Origin of the sequence: Pseudomonas sp. C5pp, assembly GCF_000814065.1 — a bacterium.
GTDB classification, from domain to species: Bacteria; Pseudomonadota; Gammaproteobacteria; order Pseudomonadales; family Pseudomonadaceae; genus Aquipseudomonas; species Aquipseudomonas asiatica.
Window position 1 is genome coordinate 121221 of the sequence record NZ_JWLN01000007.1, and the last position, 15483, is coordinate 136703.

Genomic DNA, 15483 nt, shown 5'->3' on the forward strand with positions numbered 1-15483 from the left:
AGGTGACACCAAGTCCGGGCAGGAGCACCCACCCGGAGCATGTGCAGATATCAGGCGGCGGCCGGTGCGCGCCAGTCGTCGGACCCTTGGGTTTTTGCGGCATCGTGTGTCCAGGTGATCTTCCGATAGGCCAGCGCTACCTCGATCAGCTGGGTGTAGTTTTCGTTCTCCTTGTCTTGGGCGTGCGGTAGGACGGTGTTGATGCTGACGATGGTGGCGTCTTCGAGCTTGGTCGTGAAGAAGTGCTCCTGTTTGCCTTCCACTGAGGTGCGATACCAATTGACTTCGACGCTAGGCAACATTTCGCCGGTAGCCAAAGCCTGATACATCAGCGGCGTCGCCTTGTTTAATGAGCTGGTGAAGACAAATGGTCTGTGTACGCGTTGTCCGGTGGGCTGGCCGCTCTGTGGGTCTGTGGGAGTGGTCACTTCATGCTTGATCTCCTGAACCAGGATTTCATCTTCGTGGCCTTGCTGGTAAACGTTGCCGACAGAGTCAGCGGTGAAGGCCCCGGCCGTAATGTTGCCTTGAGTCTGACCAGTCATCTTGATGTATGCGGGTGTAGCCATGGCAGTTTCTCCTGCGTCCATGTGGATAAAACACGCGCACCCAGGGTGGCGTGGCCATCGGGAACGATGGGCTTGTCAACGAAGCAAATGCTTCGCTAATTCCTTGAAATCAGTTGAGCCGGGTGTGGGCTCGCTACTGCTGCAAGATGCCGTTCAGCGACTCCAGCACCTCGGTGGTAATGAGGTGCAGCCGGTAGCTGTAGATGCCGTAGGCCACCGCCATGGCGAGGGCGGAAATGACCAATGGGCTCCACCACGGCCATTGCCGGTTCATGCGGAAGTTGCTTGGGGCGACGTTGGTGTACGGATCGCAGACTGTCTCCGGCGTAGGGCCGCGCAGCTCGCGAATGATCCCGTGGAGTTGATGTATCAATGCGTTGAGGGATTCTTCGCCCTTCGGCGCGATGGCGTACTTGCCCTTCAAACCGAGGCAAAGCGCGAAGTACATGAACTCCAGCGCGTCCTGATAACGTTTGGGTTCCTGCATGAGGCGCGACAGTACGGTGAAGACTTTCTCTCCACCCCAGGTTTCGTCGTGGAAGATGCTGAGCAGGGGTTCCTGGCTCCAGCAGCTGGTTTTACCCCAAGGCCTGTCCATGACAGCTTCATCGATGAAAAGGCAAAGACCGTATGAGTACGCCAGCAACTGAGCGGGCTCGTAGCCGTGCTGGCGCATCTCTTCACGCACGTTCTCGATCTGGTTGCGCACCTGCTGGTGCACCTCCTTGATGTTGGGCAGCGCATCCAGTGTGCGCAGGCGTATCACCAGGCCGAACAGTGGCGCAGCTGCATCCAGCATCAGGTTGTCGTAGCCGCCACGTAGCTGGAAGTCTGGGTCTGCCGGGTAGCCTTCATACACTGGCTCTGCCTTCGGCTTTCGTTCAGCTCCATCAGCCGCTGTTGGTGCGGGTGAGTCGTTGGACAATGACGCCTCGAGCATCGCGTGCAGTTGCTCGCTTTCGACCTGTTCGGCATCAGTTGAGGGGCTGTTTTCTTGTTTCATTTCATTCACTCCTGATCGCCCAGAACTGCAGTTCCAGCCCCGGGAACTCGCCCGCGACGTGGATACCGAAGCCACTGGATGTCTCCATGCCCGCCCAAGCCGGGGAACGACGGTCCAGCTCGAAGTAGGTGAAGCCTGCATGGAAGGGCAGATCCCGAGGAGCCACGGGCAGCGGCACCAGTGGAATACCTGGAAGCTGCAGCGGCACTACCTCGTTCAACGATTCCAGCGAGACGACCTTTGCCTTCTGCACGAACATTCGACGCAATGTCTGAGGCGGCATGTGGGCTCGCACTGCCAGAATGAAGTCGGCCTCGTCGATCAGGCGGCGATCCTCCAGCGTCGTTGTCAGCAAGCCGTACTCCAGCGTCTCCAGCGGCAGCGAAACGGCGCGGGGTTGCAGTACCGTGCTCAGTGCCCGGCGTAGCGTGTCCTCCAGCGGCTTGAAGGAGGTGCGCAGCGCGGTATGGTGATAGGCGGGGTATTCCTGCGGCAGCCGGCTCTCGTCGGTAAACGTCACGAACTCGCCACAGGCCTGGCTCATGCACAGGTACAACTGTTCAGGGTGGGTCTGCCCTTGCCTGGCCAGATGCTGGAAACACGGCCACCAGCGGTTCATGGCCTGCAGCAGGTTGAAGTCGCGAATGTCGGCGATGCCGGACTGCCCTGAGGCGCCAATGCGGGCGGCGAGGTTGCGCGCACGTTCGCGCAGGGAGTTGGTGATTTCTTCCAGGTACCGTTGCAGCGCGGGTACGGCGCGCACTGAAACGCTGGTGGGATAGAAGCCTTCATCCAGTTGCAGGCTGCCATCGGGGCGCCGTTCCAGAATGCGCGTCACGGCCAGGCGGGTGTAGGCGCTGCTGTCGTCGGCCTTGCGTTTGAGCTGTAGGTTGGGCACCGCCAGGTCAACCTGCACCAGGTCACCGTCGGCGCTGTGCGTGTCCTTGATTTCCAGGGCCTGGGCGCTGTAACGGAAATTGGCGGGGTTATCGGGCCAGCTTACTTCACGGCCACCTTCGGTGCGCAGCGGCAGGCACAGGTAGATCTCGCTGTCTTTCGCGCCGTCGTCTTCGATTTCCAGCGGTGGCGGTGGTGGCAGGTCCGCAGGGATATCGAACACCGTGCCGTCCGGCATGATGCCCCGTGCACGGGTGATGGCGACCTTGCCCAGGCTCAGATACTCGTCGTTCAACTGCAATTCGCTGAAGCCATAGAAGGCTGCGTTCAGGCTGCCAAGACGTTGATGCAGGGCCGCTTCGGCGGCACGGGCGGCCTGTTGGAAATGCTGCGGTTTGACGAACAGGCCTTCCGGCCACAGGACAGGATTACGTGAACTCATGAGCGCTCCATGTCAGCGTGAGTAAGCGAGAAGGGCAGGGTTACAGGCGCCATCAGTCTTCCTCCTTGAGCAGGAGCTGCGTGTCGTTGAGCAAAACCGACAGGATGATCTGGTGCCCGCGGGGCGGAATGCGCAGCACCTGGCTCCAGGTGGCGTTTTCCTGGTTCCGGTAGTCGGCGATCACCGCGACGAAGCGCGTTTCGGGCTCGATGGGCGCAAAGGGGATGAACTTGAACTGGCCAGGGCGCAGCAGGTAATCGTCATCGCGTATGTAGGTGCTGCGCAGTGCCTCGGCAGGGTCCTTGTCCAGCAGTTCGTAAACACTGTTGCGCAAGAGAGAGTCGTCGCGCAGTTGCAGGATCTTCACGGCCATGGGCGTAGCGACGGGTTCGGTGGCCACGGTGGTGGTGCGCGGCAAGGTCAGCACCACGGTCGGGTCGTCGTAGCTGCCCGGGGTACTTTCTTCCATGGGGGAGCGCGCCGGATCCTCGCCATCGTCAACTGGCGAATCGACGGGAGACATGGCCGGGAACTGTTCCAGCAGGTACTCGAACAAGGCCCCGACTTTCTCGGTCAGCACGTAGGGGTCGCCTGCACTCAGGCTGACCGCGTAAGGGCTGGGCTCCAAAACCGGCGCGGGCTCGGGCGCCATCTCAAGGCTGTTCGGGTTGCCATTGAGCGTTGGGCTGGCGTTGATGCTGAACGCGACCTGGGTGGGGTGTTCCCCGGGCGGCCCGACGGGCAATGACGGGTCCATCACCACCTGGCCAATCTTGCTCAGGGACGTGCAACCCGAGAGCCCGATCAGCGCCGTCAGCAGGCCGGCCACGCATGTCGGACGCATCATGGGCGTTCTCCTGAAATCAGGCGTTCCAGTGGGCTCTGCTGCGCCGGCCCTGCCTCTGTGTCCAGTGCCGCCAAGGGGTCGTTGCCCATGCCCGGTTCGAATGCCGAGCAGATGTCCGCGACAGCCTGGGGGGCGGCTGCAGCGGCGTGAGAAGCCTTGGGTGGAACATCCAGCAACCAGTGATCAAGGGTTCTCTGTTCAGGGCTGAACAGGTCCTCCAGTGAGCGTGCATCGTCCTGCGCAAGCTGGGCCTGCAGCCGATAGGCGCCAATGCGCAACTGGTCACCCTCGAGCAGCCGCCTGGCGGTAAGCGACCCCAGGCTGTGGAGGCTGTCGTTCAGGTAGGTACGCTGACAGCGATCGATGACGCAGAAGCTGCCCTCGATCCAGCGGATCTCGCAGTGGATCGGTGCAACGGTCTGCTCACGATCGTTGATCCGCCAGGTGGCCTTCGCGCTGCCGATGGTGCCGCCTGTGCAGTCGAACTGATGTCGGGCAGTGACGTTGTGTTGCAACTGATCCAGGTTGGTGATGCTCAAGGTCAAAGTGCTCATGAGCGCCCCCGGAACCGCACCACAGGGCTGCTCTGGCCGTGACGGTCATCGACGAAGCTGGTCCAGCCCAAGTAGGCCCCCAGGCTACGGTGCAGGCAGAAGGGCGGCAGTGCGTTCTGCTTCAGGCGCAGTTCCAGGTCATAGGCCAGGCCATCCCGCAGCAGGAAGTCGATCAGTGCCCGTAACCGGCCGAAGTTGATGCCGCTGGGCAGCAGGTCACGCAATTGCACTGGGTCGAGTTCGCTGATCACGATGGTGAACTTGCTGCTGCGTGTTCGCGTGCGGCTGCCCACCATGAAGGTGCTGCCCAGCTCGCCGTTGCTGCGGCCAAGGCTGACCAGTTGCTTGGCGGCAGTGGGGACCGAGCGGGTTTCGAACTCGCGGATCTGTACCTGCTTCAAGTCGAAGCAGTGGGCAATGATGCCGGCGACCGTGCCCGGCGCACGGCTGCGGCTGGCAATGACGCCGGCGAAACTGAGCAGCCGGCTCCACGGCAGTGCCGTGTCCCCGCGCAACTGCCTGTCATTCAACCCGAGCAGGGCAAAGATGTACTGGGAGAACCCATCGGTAGCTCCCGGCTGAAAGCGGATGTAGTAGCGATATTTACGCCAGATGCGATGCAGCAGGCTGAGCAGGTAGTGGTTGAAGAAATCGAAGAACGCCGGCCGCACACCGATGCCCTGTGCATGCTCGTATGCCACCTGCTCCAGGTAATAGGTGGGCAACGGCGAGTCGGTGCCATGCAGGCCCATGAAGGTGGTGCACACGCGATAGCGGTCAGCTTCCCCGGGCATGCGTTCGACCTTGTATATGTCGGAAACCGGGAAACTCAGCCGCGGGTCACTGGCAAGCCGCACCCTCAGCCGGGTGGCCTGATCTGGCCAGCGTGGTTCCAGGTCATCCCCGTGCAAGCCGTGCAGGCGCTCCAGCAACTGGAAGAAGTTGTACTGGTGCGCCTCGGCGAACAGCTTGTCGGCTAGATCAGCGGTTGTTTGCCGGTCTGGATTGGCCATGTGTAGTGCTCGTTGTTGGTGGTGTTGATCACTTCCAGTTGGTGGAAGGAATTGATGCTGGCGTACAGGGCGAAGAAGTGCGCGAGCACGCAACCGAACAGGTACAGGTCGCCTTCGCAGAGGAATGCGCTTTGATCCAGCTTCAGCCGCGTTCGCAAGCCACGAATGGGCTGGCCCTTGATCAGCCAGTCCAGCGGCTCTGTTTGCACATCACGGATGCCATCGAGGCGTTTGCGGGTGGTGCGTGTCTGCTGGATGTCGTGCAAGGCCGCGAAGTCGTAAGCGCGGATGACCGCTTTCAGCGGCTCGGCCGAGAGCAGCGACAGGTAGTTGAGCGACATGTTGGAGATCAGGGCCCACTGCAACTGGCCATCCAGCACCGGCCGGTAGGGGCGGGTGGGGGCACGGATGTTGGTATAGGTGGCCAGCGGCGGCGTGATCTCGGTGAGCACGTTGATGTCATCGATACCCAACGCCAGCGGCAGGTCGCGGTTGGTGCAGGTCAGGTCGATGGACGCTGTTTCCAGTTCGCCGATGTAGGCGTTGGCATCGGCGCGCACGAAAGCGATGCGATGGGTGACGCCATCGCCGCGCAGGGAGTCCTCGAGTGTGTAGCGGTAGTACAACGCCGTGCGCCCTTGCACATGCTCGATCTCATGGGCGAACGACTCGAAGGGGCGGAAGGTTCTCAGGTGTTCGCCGGTACTTCCGTCAGTCGTGGTGCGGGTGCTGATGACCCGATCGACACTGAAGATTTCATAGGCGTGCCGCTCCTTGCCTCTGGGCACAAGCTCGACCTGGGCGGGCCGGCTGGACAGGTCGATGGGCTCGGCGCTGTGGCTGAGCAGGTTCACTGCCGGGGTGCAGAACAGGCTGAAGTCTGCTTTGCCGACACGCAGCGAATCCGGTAGCTGTCGGGTGAAGTGAAATTCGAGGCCGACCCGCTGAGTCGCTTGATCAGGCCAGATTTTCTCCAGGCCGGTGATGCTGACGAAGTGAAAACGCTCGGGAAATACGAAGTACTCCTGCAGGATCCGGTAACCGTCAAAGACGTTCTGTGGGTAAGGCAGCAGCGCTTCGTCCGGGCTGAAGCCTGGGAACACGATACTGCTGGCCGGCAGCCGGCGTACCCCACCATTGACTGTCACGCAGACATGCTTGAGGTATTGAGCGATCCACAGGTACAGCGTGCGAGCAGTTTGGGTATCACCGCTCAGGTGAAAGTCGAGGCTGGCGCAACCCAGGGTGTTCAGCGGCCGCTCGACCAAGGTTTGCAGGCCGATGCGAACCACCGAACTGTCGAGTGTCTGGGTAGCGTTCACCGACTCGATCTCGAACGGGTGAATGTCCACCGCCGTGCAGGTGCGGAATTCGCAGGGCACCCCATCCACGGGGCTGGAGAACAACCGCGAGCCTTTGGCGATGGGTTGCGACTGGCTCAGCGCTTGCTTGCGCGGCGTGAACTGGATGATCGTGGCGCTCGGCAGGGGCCGCAGGTAGTTGGGCCACAGCAACTGCAGCATGGGGTGCGTCAGCTCGGGCAGGTCGTCCTCCAGCTTGAGCCGCAGTTTGGCCGTGAGGAATGCAAAGGCTTCCATCAGGCGTTCGACATCCGGGTCGCTGCCACCCTTGCCGAGCAGGCGGGCAAGTTGTGGGTTGTCCTGGGCGAAGTCGTTCCCCAGTTCATGGAGGTAACGCAACTCTTCGCTGAATCGGTCCTTGAGTGACATAGGTCACCTCACTCGGGTGTGGCGGTTATGGCCATTGACCAGCAGCTCCAGTTGCAGCTGCTCCGTGTGGTTGTTGACCTGCACGTGGCAGTCCAGCCTGAAATGCAGTTCCAGCGGGGCATGGCAATCGGGGACGACCTTGAGCGCGCGCACGTGCACACGCGGCTCAAAGCGCTGAATGGTGCGGCGGATGTCCGCGCTCACCTGTTTCAGCAGGTCGCCACTGCTTGCGTCGTGCCCGTTGAAGTCACTCAGGCCCAGCTCAGGGCTGCTTTGCGAGCAACCCTGGCGAGCATTGAGCAGCGTTTCCAGGTGGCGCTTGATGGCGGCGAACTTCTGGGTAGCGTTCTCTTGCCTGGACGGCACCCGGCTTGCGAGTTGATCCGTCACCAAACGGTCGAAAAATCCACTCATTGGGTATCAAGCCGGCCGACCAGGGAGATCTCGAAATTCGCCCCCATGTACTTGAAGTGCGGGCGCACGGCGAGCGAGACCTGATACCAGCCCGGGTCACCGGCAACGTCCGACACCTCGACCCTTGCAGCACGCAATGGGCGACGGCTGCGCACATCGGCTGACGGGTTCTCCTGGTCGGCGACGTACTGCCTGATCCATTTGTTCAGTTCGGACTCAAGGTCCTTGCGCTCTTTCCAGCTACCGATCTGTTCGCGCTGCAGCACCTTGATGTAGTGGGCCAGCCGGTTGACGACGAACAGGTAGGGCAGCTGGGTGCCGAGCTTGTAGTTGGTTTGCGCTTGCAGGCCTTCCGGGGTCTTGGGGAAGTTCTTCGGTTTCTGTACCGAGTTGGCCGAGAAGAACGCGGCGTTGTCGCTGTCCTTGCGCATGGTCAGGGCGATGAAGCCCTCTTCGGCCAGCTCGAACTCCTTGCGGTCGGAGATCAGGACTTCGGTCGGAATCTTGGCCTGCAGCTGACCCAGTGACTCGTACAGGTGCACCGGCAGGTCCTCGACGGCACCACCCGACTGCGGGCCGATGATGTTCGGGCACCAGCGGTAGCGGGCAAAGCTGTCATTGATGCAGCTGGCCAGCAGGAAGGCGGAGTTGCCCCACAGATAGTTGTCGTGCCGCCCGGCGATGTCCTCGTCGTAGGTGAAGCTCTGGACCGGGTTTTCTTGCGGGTGATAGGCAGAACGGAGCATGAATCGCGGCCCGGTCAGCCCGGTATGGCGGGCATCCTCGCTTTCACGGAACGCACGCCACTTGGCATGCCGGGGGCCGGCGAAAATGTCCTTGATTTCCTTCAGATTGGGCAGCTCTTCAAAGCTGCTCAGATTGAAGAACTCAGGAGAGGGCGCCGCGAGAAAAGGTGCGTGTGCCATGGCACCGACCGAGGCCATGTAACTCAGCAGTTTTATATCGGGAGAAGAGGGGCCGAAGCTGTAGTTGCCGACCATCGCAGCAACGGGCTCACCACCAAATTGGCCATAACCTGCGGTGTAAACATGCTTGTAGATGCCGCTGCAAGTGATGTCGGCGGCATTCTCGAAGTCGTCGAGCAAGTCATCTTTGCTGACATGCAAGACTTCAAGCTTGATGTTCTCGCGGAAGTCGGTTCGGTCGACCAAAAGTTTGAGGCTGCGCCACGCGGATTCAAGTTGCTGAAACTCGGGGTGATGCAGGATGGCATCCATCTGCTTGCTGAGCACTCGATCCAGTTCAGCGATCATCTGGTCGACGCGATGTTTGTTGATGAGTTGATCAGGGTCATGGCTTTTCAGGATTTCGGCGATAAAAGCAGATACACCCTGGCGAGCGACTTGATAGCCCTCTTGAGTAGGTGCCAACTTGGTTTCTGCCATGATCTGGTCGAGCAGGGTGGCGTTGCTCAGTGGTTCGGTTGTTGCTTCAACCGCGACGGTCGTGCTGTTTTGCTTTGGCATGGGGCCGCTCCGTTGTCTCAGTCTTCTTTTGGCGCCTCGAGCACCAGGTCAAGTTCTTCTGCCAGTTGTTTGCGTGCCTGTTCGTTATTCAGCAGGTGCTGCAGTTGCTTGCGGAACGTGGGCACGTTGCCCAGTGGGCCTTTCAGCGCGACCAAAGCCTCGCGAAGCTCCAGCAGCTTGTTCAGCTCCGGTACCTGGCGGGCGATGCTGTCTGGCCCGAAATCGTTGATGGACTTGAACTGCAGGTTGACCGCCAGCTCTGCGTCGGGGGCAGTGCTGAGCATGGATGGCACGGACATGGCGAGGCTGACATCGGCGTCGTTCAACACATTGTTGAAACTGTGTTTGTCGATTCGCATGATCGAACGGTCTTCCAGTGCGCGGGTATCATCCAGGCCGAAATCGCCTAGTACCAACATCTTGTGCGGCAGCTCTACCTCGGCTTGTTCGCCGTCGGTGGCCGGTACGTACTTGATGTTTATGCGTTCTTTGGGTGCAACGGAGCCTGAGCTTTTATTCATGGATGTCAGCCTTCGTGAAGTTTGGATATATGTAGGAAGCGTCCTACAAAGTTATGTTTAAATTTAAACGTAATTGGAGTCTCGCTATGTGCGTGTAAAAAACCATGCACCGAAAAAATATTGTGCGTCGAGCGTGAAAGTGTAAGGAAATATTTGGTTGTGAATATGATTTTTTCTGTACTAGCCTTTGTTTCGTTTCGGTGCTCCACTATTCGGTAGTTGTGTGGATGACTGCTATTAAATCGTGACTGGCCAGTCGGGTGGCACTGTTGCGATATTTTACGAGTGAGTAAAGCCAATATGATTCTTCGCTATGCATATGGCGTTGGCCTTTCGATGTTGCTCTCCCTGGCGCCAAGTTTGGCAAGCCAGACCAGGGACTGCCCGCAGATCGTCTCCAACGTCGAGCGCTTGGCTTGTTTCGATCAGGCCGCTGGCACCCCGGCACATGTGACGAAACTGCAATGGTCCGCGCCGGAGCAGGATTCGCCCACGCTGCGTCGTGTGATGACCCATGAGGCGGGGCGGTCGCCGGAGGAGCTGACGTTTCGCCTCGAAAAAGGGGATGACGGGCTGATGATCTCGGCGCCCGCAATCGCTTCGGTCGCACCGCACCCCTACCTGGTGATCAGTTGTGTGCAGAACATTTCCCGGTTGCAACTGGTTACCGCACAACCCATCGATGCCGGCCGGGTGATGGTGCGATTGCAGGGGGAGCGTGGCTCCACCCTTGCTACACCCTGGCAGGTGACGGAGAACGGCCAGGTGCTTGACGCTGGCAGGGGCTTGCCGGGCATCGAGCAGATCAAGCCACTGATCGGGGCCCATCGCATTCAGGTCGAGAGCGACAACCCAGCCGTTGATGGGCTGGTTTTCGACGCTCAGGGGCTGGACCCACTCATCGATGAGGCGCGCAAGGCATGTCGCTGGTAGCAGAGGTCACCGCACAGGAAATTGCCCGGTTGCTTGCCCCCATCGACGCGCAGAACCCTGCCGGCCTGTTCGATGTGGAGAACGAAACCTACCAGGCCATTGATCAGGAAATGGTCAAGCTGGGTGGGCTGCAGGAGCCTTTCATCGACTGGGCCTATATCGAAGAAGCGTCCCGCCAGTACCTGGGCCAGGAGTGCAAGCACCTGCGCATCGTCGCGCACCTGGGTGTCGCTTGGCTGCGCAGCCAATGCTGGGAGCGCTGGGGTTTTACCCTCGCACTGCTGGCCGGCATGGTCGAAGCCTATTGGGAAAGCGCATACCCGAAACCGGGCCCCAAAGGGTTCCTCGGCAAGCGCAAGCTGGTGGGCCTGATGCTCAACCGTTTGCTCGTGGCATTGCCGCGCCTGGACCGCTTCACGTTCAGCCCCGCGCACGCCGCGGCGGCTCAGGGCGCGCTGCAACGCCTGCAACAGCAGCGGGAAGCAGCGCAGCTCGATGAAGCGGCCCTTGGCGAACTGGAGCGCCTGCTACGCAAGCACACGGAGCTTTCGAACGGCCTTGCCGAGCCCACCACGGACAAGCCCCCTGCAAACGCCATCAAGTCTGCGCCCCTGGCCGAGGTCATCGCCACGCCGATGCCCCGTGTGTCGTTGGGCAACGAGCGGGAATCACGAAGGGCCATGCTGACCATGGCCGAGCTGATCAATCAACAGGACCCTTACGATCCTGCTGGCTACCAGTTGCGTCGGTTCGGCTTGTGGGCGCACATCCAGACGCCGCCTCAAACCAGGCAGGGCAACCGCACGGAGCTGATGGCGGTGCCGCAGGACATTGCCGGGGACTATGAGGATGCCATTGCCGCTACTGCAATCGACGCGGCCCTGCTGCAGCGGATCGAAAAGAGCGTGACGGCTTGCCCCTACTGGATTCGCGGCAGCTTTCTGGCAGCGAGCGCTGCCACGCGGCTGGCGATGGGCGAGGTGGCTGAGGCCATTCGCGCTGCGACCGCGCGGTTCGTGCAGCGCATGCCCGCGCTGCAGCAGTTGTGCTTCAGCGACGGCAAGGTATTTGTCGATGACCAATGTCTGGCGTGGCTCAGGGGGGCACAAGGGCAATCCGATTCGGACGCAGCCTCTCAGGAATTCGCCACGTTGCGAGAGGAGCTGGCCTGCCAACTGGAAACCAGCGGCGTGGAAGCGGTGTTGCTCAGGCTGCAGGGCATGCAGGCGGACTTCCGCAGCCTGCGTGAGCGCTGCCATACCACGGTGATCGCGGCTGATCTGCTGGCGGCTCGGGGCGTGTCCTGGCTGGCCCAGGACTTGTGCGCAGGCGTTGCCCGAACGATGCAGGAAACCACCGCCAGCGCCTGGGAGCCTGCGGTGTTTCAACGCCTTCAGCAGTACGCGTGCACGGTCCATCACGGGCTGATTGGAACAAGGAACGGGAGTCAGGATGAATCAACTGTGGAAGCATCTTAAACGTTGGGGCTTGCCCCTGGTGGCCCGTATCGGCCTGGCCATGCCGCTGCTGCTCGGGCTGGGTGCCGCATTGATGCTGGTTGCAATCTGGTGGCTCGGCCCGCAATGGGTCTGGCGCGAGCAGCAGCCGCTGGCTAGCGTGGCGCATCGCGGTTTGGCCAGCCTGGCGCTGGTGTTGGTGCCGCTACTCTGCTGGCTTGTGGTGCTGCGCAGGCGCTTTCGCCGTTTGCAGGCCGAACGCAAGCAGGCGGTGGACGCTGAACTGGACAACGTGTTGCCTTTCGTCCAGGCACAGGAGAAAGCCTTGGACCAAGGGCTGGCACGCTATCTGGACAATGCGGGTGGCAGGCGAGCCTTGTACCGACTGCCGTGGTATCTGGTGGTGGGCGACCAACAGGCCGGCAAGACCAGCTTCATCGACCGTACCGAACAGAGTTTTTCCCTGACCCGCATCGACAAGGCACAAGCGCGAGGCAGGCAAGCGCAGTTGCTGGCTTATCCGATAGGCTGGTGGGTCAGTAACGATGCGGTGATCATCGACCCGCCGGGCGCTTTCGTCCGTCAGGAATCGTTGGCAGGTTCATCAGCCGAGGATTCAGACACGTCGAAAGCACCACCCGCCACCTCGGCCAGGTTGTGGGAACACATGCTGGGCTGGCTGGTACGTAACCGAAGCCAGAGAGCACTAAATGGCTTGCTGTTGGTCGTTGACCTGCCTGCGCTACTGCATGGCACGCCTGAGCAACGTGTCGCCTTGGCGCATGTGCTACGCACGCGGCTGTATGAAGTGAGCAGTCAGTCGGGCTCGCGCCTGCCGCTGTATGTGGTACTGGCCAAATTCGATCTGCTGGACGGTTTCGACCAGCTGTACGCTGGGCTTCCCGCCGTCATGCGGGAAAACATGCTGGGCTTCACCTTCAAACTGGATGCGGTCGGCACGTTCGATGCCTGGCTGGATGAATATGGCGATCATTACGATCGGTTGATAAGGCAATTGTTTGAACAGGTAGTGGACCGGCTCGATGTATTGGACGGTGCGCCGTCGCGAGTTCGCTTGTTCTCGTTGCATGCCCAGTTGATCGGGCTGCGTCCGATACTGTTGGCCTTCCTGAAAGAAACCCTCGCAAGTGACCGCTTCACCACGCCTGCCTTGGTACGTGGCGTGTACTGGTCTTCGGTCTTGCAGCAGGGCGACATGCTCAATGCGTTCGTGCGTGAGGCGGCACAGCCGTACAAGACCGAGTTTCCGCTGCGTGAAGGCAAGGCGCAGGGGCAGGCGCTGGTCTACTTCATTCAGCACGCCTTCCGGCGAGTCATCTACCAGGAGGCCGGCCTTGCCGGGGACAACATCAAGGTAGCGCGCAGCAAACGTCGGTTGCTCTGGGTGGGGTCTGCAGTAGGCGTGCTGGCCTTCAGTGTCGCCATCGCCAGTTGGCAACGCTACTTTGACATCAATGGCGCCAAGGCCGCCAACGTGCTCGCCAAGAGCAGAGAGTACAGTCATCACGAAGTGGACCAGCGTCTGGACCCCACCGGGCGCAACCTGCTGGAACCGCTGGACCAGATACGCGATGCCGTGTCGGTGTTTGGCGACTATCGTGCCGCGTGGCCGGGTGTTTCCGACCTTGGCTTGTATCAGGGTCGCGCCATTGGCCCTCGCGTCGATGAGGCCTACCTGAGCTTGCTCTCCAGGCGCTTCCTGCCAGCCTTGGCCAGCGGTGTGATCGATGCCATGGACGCTGCGCCGCCGGGCAGCGAACAGCAGATGGCTGCGCTTCGGGTTTATCGAATGCTGGAGGACCGCCAGAGCCGCCGCCCCGAATGGGTCGAGGACTGGATGGCCCGCCAGTGGCAACAGAAGTTCCCCGGGCAGGGGCAATTGCAAGGCGACCTCATGCGGCACCTGAAGTATGCCTTGGCCTATGCCGATACCGATCTGCCGCAGTATCGCCAGCGTATTGCAGAGGTGCAGCAGGTCCTGCGCAAGGTACCTTTGCCAGAGCGGGTGTACGCGAGCCTGAAACAGCAGGCTGGAGAGCAGTTGAATGCCGGCCTGGACCTGCGTCATCAGGTGGGGCCAGCGTTCGATGTGGTGTATCAGTCCTCTCCCGGCCTCAGGCAGGGCGATGGTGTCCTGATAGCGCCGATGCTCACCGCCAAGGGTTTCATAGACTACTTCGAACCACGTAGTCAAAGGTTTGCAGATATGGCCATGATCGACCAGTGGGCACTTGGAGAACGTGGCCAGCTCGATTACTCGGATGCCGACCGGGAGGCGCTGGGCGAACGGCTACGTAACTTGTACAGCGCCGATTTCATTGACAGTTGGCGTCGTGCCTTGAATGCCTTTTCGGTGGCTGACTTCCACGACCTGGATCATGGCGTAGCGATCCTGGGGCAGTTGACCGGGCCAGCAGCGCCCCTGCATCGGTTGCTGGACACAGTGAGGGACAACACATCGCTTTCATCAGCCGTTGTCGCTGAGGCACCCGGGGAGGTCGAAGCGTTGCGACCGACAAGTGGCAGGCCTGATCAACAACAGGCCTGGGCCATTCAGCGGGCCTTTGCCGGGCTGAGTGCCATGCTGCAGGCAACCGGTGAGAAACCCAGCTACTACGATGAAACTCTTGGTGCCATCGCGGCCGTGCACGACTATGCCAAGGCGGTGCAGGACAGCCCCGACCGAGGCAAGGCTGCCCTGCAGGCCGTGCATCAGCGATTCTCGATGACAGGGCAAGACCCCATCGGCACCCTGCAGCGGGTGGCCATCGGCTTACCGGAACCGATCAACCACCAGGTCAGAAAGATGGCCGATCAAACAGCACAGGTGCTGAATGTCGAAGCGTTGCGCGAATTGGAGCGACGCTGGGACGCCGAGGTATACAGCTTCTTCCAGCAGCGCCTGGCAGGGCGTTACCCCTTTGTCGTGAAGGCTCCCGACGCTTCGCTGGACGACTTTGAGGCCTTCTTCGGGCCGAAGGGGCGGCTGCAGCGGTTCCATGATCAATACCTGAAGGTCTTCCTGAGGGATAACCTCGAAGCCCTGCAGGCCGGCCAGCAGGGGCAGTCGCTGATCCGCAGTGATGTGCTCGAACAGCTGGAGCGGGCAGATCGTATCCGTGAGACATTCTTTGATCAGCGCGGCAACCTGAGTGTGCAGTTCAGCATCGAGCCGTTGGGCCTGAGTGCCAACCAACGCACGAGCTTGCTGGACCTGGACGGCCAATTGATTCCCTACACCCATGGCCCGAGCCAGATCACCGGTATCGTCTGGCCCAATACCTTGGGGCAGCAGGTGCGCAGTAACCTGACCTTGCTCCGGCAGAACGGCAACAGCAGCAGCCTTGAGTACCGTGGCCCCTGGTCGATGTTCCGCTTGCTCAGCCGTGGCTCGCTCAATGGGCGCACGGCGACCAGCGTGGACCTGAGCTTCAGGACCGGCGATGGCGTGATGCGCTACAGGCTTAACGCGCAGAAAGCCTTCAACCCTATTACGCAAGAGCCTTTCAAAGGTTTCCAGTTGCCACGAGGGTTGTTGCAGAAGTCGCCCAAGCTGGGGCCGACCACGCAGGCCGGCTTGTGAGGGTTGGCTTGG

Annotated in this window: 13 protein-coding genes; 3 read left to right on the forward strand and 10 right to left on the reverse strand. The window is 60.9% G+C overall.

The features are described 5' to 3' along the window. Positions 1-50: 50 nt before the first annotated feature. From RR51_RS07905 to tssB, 10 genes are all read right to left on the reverse strand, one after another. Positions 51-569, reverse strand: coding sequence for an Hcp family type VI secretion system effector (locus RR51_RS07905; protein ID WP_039613123.1), 519 nt, complete (start codon positions 567-569; stop codon positions 51-53). A 133-nt stretch (positions 570-702) separates the two neighbouring features. Beyond that, complete coding sequence (gene icmH, locus RR51_RS07910) at positions 703-1572, reverse strand: type IVB secretion system protein IcmH/DotU (protein ID WP_039613124.1); 870 nt, start codon at positions 1570-1572, stop codon at positions 703-705. A gap of 1 nt (position 1573) precedes the next feature. Then, entirely contained in the window at positions 1574-2911 is a 1338-nt protein-coding gene (gene tssK, locus RR51_RS07915; RefSeq protein WP_039613125.1) for a type VI secretion system baseplate subunit TssK, read from the reverse strand. A gap of 52 nt (positions 2912-2963) precedes the next feature. Further along, positions 2964-3758, reverse strand: a complete 795-nt coding sequence (gene tssJ, locus RR51_RS07920; protein ID WP_039613126.1) for a type VI secretion system lipoprotein TssJ — start codon at positions 3756-3758, stop codon at positions 2964-2966. Continuing rightward, positions 3755-4312, reverse strand: a complete 558-nt coding sequence (locus RR51_RS07925; RefSeq protein WP_039613127.1) for an FHA domain-containing protein — start codon at positions 4310-4312, stop codon at positions 3755-3757. Before RR51_RS07925 ends, tssJ begins: the two co-directional genes overlap by 4 nt. Then, on the reverse strand, positions 4309-5325 hold the full coding sequence (gene tssG, locus RR51_RS07930; protein WP_039613128.1) for a type VI secretion system baseplate subunit TssG: 1017 nt from the start codon (positions 5323-5325) through the stop codon (positions 4309-4311). Before tssG ends, RR51_RS07925 begins: the two co-directional genes overlap by 4 nt. Then, the gene (tssF, locus tag RR51_RS07935) at positions 5289-7055 is read right to left on the reverse strand and encodes a type VI secretion system baseplate subunit TssF (protein WP_039613129.1); all 1767 of its coding nucleotides are present in this window, start codon (positions 7053-7055) and stop codon (positions 5289-5291) included. The genes tssG and tssF overlap by 37 nt, the downstream gene beginning before the upstream one ends. Positions 7056-7058: 3 nt before the next feature. Continuing rightward, a complete protein-coding gene (tssE, locus tag RR51_RS07940) occupies positions 7059-7469 on the reverse strand; it encodes a type VI secretion system baseplate subunit TssE (RefSeq protein ID WP_039613130.1) in 411 nt (136 codons plus the stop codon). Further along, a complete protein-coding gene (tssC, locus tag RR51_RS07945; RefSeq protein WP_039613131.1) occupies positions 7466-8956 on the reverse strand; it encodes a type VI secretion system contractile sheath large subunit in 1491 nt (496 codons plus the stop codon). The genes tssE and tssC overlap by 4 nt, the downstream gene beginning before the upstream one ends. 17 nt (positions 8957-8973) lie before the next feature. Then, positions 8974-9477: a type VI secretion system contractile sheath small subunit gene (gene tssB / locus RR51_RS07950; RefSeq protein ID WP_039613132.1), complete on the reverse strand. Its 504-nt coding sequence runs from the start codon at positions 9475-9477 to the stop codon at positions 8974-8976. Between the two features lie 300 nt (positions 9478-9777). On the opposite strand from tssB, the gene vasI reads away from it, so the two are divergent. Genes vasI through tssM form a run of 3 tightly spaced genes read left to right on the forward strand, consistent with a single transcriptional unit; the run spans position 9778 to position 15471 of the window. Next, positions 9778-10410 carry a type VI secretion system-associated protein VasI gene (gene vasI, locus RR51_RS07955; protein WP_023662401.1) on the forward strand — a complete coding sequence of 211 codons (633 nt, stop codon included), beginning with the start codon at positions 9778-9780 and terminating at the stop codon, positions 10408-10410. Then, entirely contained in the window at positions 10398-11888 is a 1491-nt protein-coding gene (gene tssA / locus RR51_RS07960) for a type VI secretion system protein TssA (RefSeq protein ID WP_039613133.1), read from the forward strand. The genes vasI and tssA overlap by 13 nt, the downstream gene beginning before the upstream one ends. Further along, positions 11863-15471: a type VI secretion system membrane subunit TssM gene (tssM, locus tag RR51_RS07965; RefSeq protein WP_039613134.1), complete on the forward strand. Its 3609-nt coding sequence runs from the start codon at positions 11863-11865 to the stop codon at positions 15469-15471. The genes tssA and tssM overlap by 26 nt, the downstream gene beginning before the upstream one ends. Positions 15472-15483 lie beyond the last annotated feature (12 nt).